Source organism: Amycolatopsis sp. H20-H5 (genome assembly GCF_035828755.1).
Classification (GTDB): domain Bacteria; phylum Actinomycetota; class Actinomycetes; order Mycobacteriales; family Pseudonocardiaceae; genus Amycolatopsis.
On record NZ_JAYMZS010000274.1, the window covers coordinates 1 to 1,425 of the forward strand.

Consider the following 1,425-nt stretch of genomic DNA (forward strand, 5'->3'; position numbering starts at 1 on the left):
GGATGCCGGAGGTGCAGGGCGTGGTCGTCGACCCGTCCGGCGCGCTGATCAGCGACGGGGTGCTGACCGCGCGGCGGATCCCGCAGGTCGCGCTGCTGCGGCACGCGGCCGTGGTGGTCTGCCACGGCGGGCACAACACCGTGTGCGAGGCCCTCGGCGACGGGGTGCCGCTGGTCGTCGCGCCGATCCGCGACGACCAGTCGATGCTCGCGCACCAGGTGGTCGCCGCGTCGGCAGGCGTCCGGCTGCGCTTCGACCGCGCGACGGCGGCCGACATCCGCGCCGCCATCGCCGTGGTGCTCGCCGAGCCGTCCTACGCGGCGGCCGCGGACACGGTGCGCGCTTCGTTCGCCGCCGCGGGCGGCGCCCCGGCGGCCGCTACGCACCTCGAAGCCCTCGCCGTCCGCGCCCGGCTCACCGCCGACGTCCTCTGAACCCGCGACTCGTCGACGAATCGTGGTGCTTGCACACGCAACGACCACGATTCGTCGACGAGTCGTGGTAGTACGACGTTCAACGACCACGACTCGTCGACGAGTTGCGTGCGACTTGACCTGAGTTCGACACCCGTTTGCGTCCATTGTGGACGATCATACCGGCGTCGACATGTCCGCGGACTGTGTCCGGGTGTCCGCGAGTGGGGACGGTCAGGGGCGGGCGTGGCGGCGGTGCCGCCGGGGCACGCGGGGCCAGCGGCGCTGGGAGGGGATCGGCACGGGGGCCGGTGCGGGCTGGTCCCCGCGCAGCAGGTCGCGGCACAGCGGGTCGAGGCGGCCCGGCTCGACCGTCATGGCCGACGCGACGACGACGTGCCCGCAGATCGCGCGGAACTGGCCCTTGTGGCGTCCGGCGGCGAACTCCTCGTCGGTCACGGCATGGGTGTAGCCGTCGGTGTCGCACCGGATCTGCAGGACGAAGGGCCGGGCCATCGGACTCAGCCCGGGGTGGTCGCGCTGGGCGACGGGGACTCGGCGGCGGTGGACGACGCGGGCGCCGTCGTGCTGGTCGCCGGAGGCGTCGTGGCGGGGGGTGTCGTGGCCGGAGGGGTGGTCGCCGGGGGTGTGGTGGCGGGCGGGGTGGTCGCCGGGGGTGTCGTGACCGGGGGCGTGGTGACCGGTGTGGTCGACGGCGGCGTGGTCCCGGGGGTGGTCGGGGTCGTGCTGCCGGGCGTCGTCGGCGTGGTGCTGCCGGGGAGGCCGGGCAGCGGGGTTTCCGGGACGCCGGGTGCCGGGACGCCGGGCAGCGGCACGGTGCCGGGCGCCGGATCCGGGGTGAACACGGTGTCCGGGGTGTCCGCGGGTGCGCCGATGGGGATGGTGCTGTCGGGGAGGGTGTTGACGCCGTTTCGGTAGGCGTTGGCCCAGTTGATGACGGTGTCTACGTAGGTTTGTGAGTGGTTGTAGCGGTAGATGGCGGTGCGTTGGT

General features: G+C 74.0%; 2 protein-coding genes and 1 pseudogene. 1 reads left to right on the top strand and 2 read right to left on the bottom strand.

The annotated features are described in order from the left end of the window. On the top strand, nucleotides 1–434 hold a 434-nt coding region (locus tag QMK34_RS47425), incomplete at its 5' end, for a glycosyltransferase (protein WP_326421620.1). A gap of 213 nt (nucleotides 435–647) precedes the next feature. Here the strand turns inward: QMK34_RS47425 and QMK34_RS47430 are convergent. Both QMK34_RS47430 and QMK34_RS47435 read right to left on the bottom strand, forming a co-directional pair. Then, nucleotides 648–929 carry a hypothetical protein gene (locus tag QMK34_RS47430; protein WP_326421621.1) on the bottom strand — a complete coding sequence of 94 codons (282 nt, stop codon included), beginning with the start codon at nucleotides 927–929 and terminating at the stop codon, nucleotides 648–650. A gap of 5 nt (nucleotides 930–934) precedes the next feature. After that, a pseudogene (locus QMK34_RS47435) lies at nucleotides 935–1,425 on the bottom strand (hypothetical protein); the annotation flags it as partial.

Bases quoted from the DNA above. Each gene is read 5' to 3' on its own strand.
- QMK34_RS47430 (WP_326421621.1), bottom strand. From the start codon at position 929: ATGGCCCGGCCCTTCGTCCTGCAGATCCGGTGCGACACCGACGGCTAC.